Source organism: Megasphaera sp. AF13-6AC (assembly GCF_027685385.1).
Taxonomy (GTDB): Bacteria; Bacillota; Negativicutes; order Veillonellales; family Megasphaeraceae; genus Megasphaera; species Megasphaera micronuciformis.
On the sequence record NZ_JAQCUN010000121.1, the window covers coordinates 3,205 to 3,772 of the forward strand.

Below are 568 nucleotides of genomic sequence, written 5' to 3' on the forward strand. Positions count from 1 at the left end.
CCTTGCTGCTCACATTCAAATGCTTCCATTTATTCCACTGTTTAACCTTACCGGATTTATCGTTAATATCAATAACAACACGGCTGGCGGCACTACCGGAAGGACCGAGCGTAAAGACCTTGACATCGGCGGTCGTTACTGCATTGGGAACCTTAAAAACTACATCCGTATCATTAATTCGCCGTGCCAACCCCATCTTGGTAACTATATTCGTATCTGCGTTGTACTTGGTTTGCAGGTTTTTAGCTACTTCAGTATTGGGCAGAGTAACGGTAACGTATTTACCGTCTTTATCAATCCCGAGTTTCGGGGAAACCGCTTTGTTTACGTCCAGAACCGTCCGAACGAAAGGCGTATTCGCATCATTACGAGTCGCTATGCGCACGGAACTGACTTGAGCCTTATCAACAGCTTGACCGTTCAATACGGGAACCAGACAAAAGATCGCCAATAAGGACAAGAATAACAGTCTTTTCATGACTTCACTCTCCTTTACAAACAACGCTTTATTATTATAGCACATCGTTTCTGTGAGAGTAAAACATGATACATGCTGTTTTCTGTCCGT

At 43.7% G+C, this 568-nt stretch carries 1 pseudogene; it reads right to left on the reverse strand.

The window, feature by feature from the left end:
* Positions 1-478, reverse strand: a pseudogene (locus tag PGX78_RS06750) (N-acetylmuramoyl-L-alanine amidase); the annotation flags it as partial.
* Between the last annotated feature and the right edge of the window lie 90 nt (positions 479-568).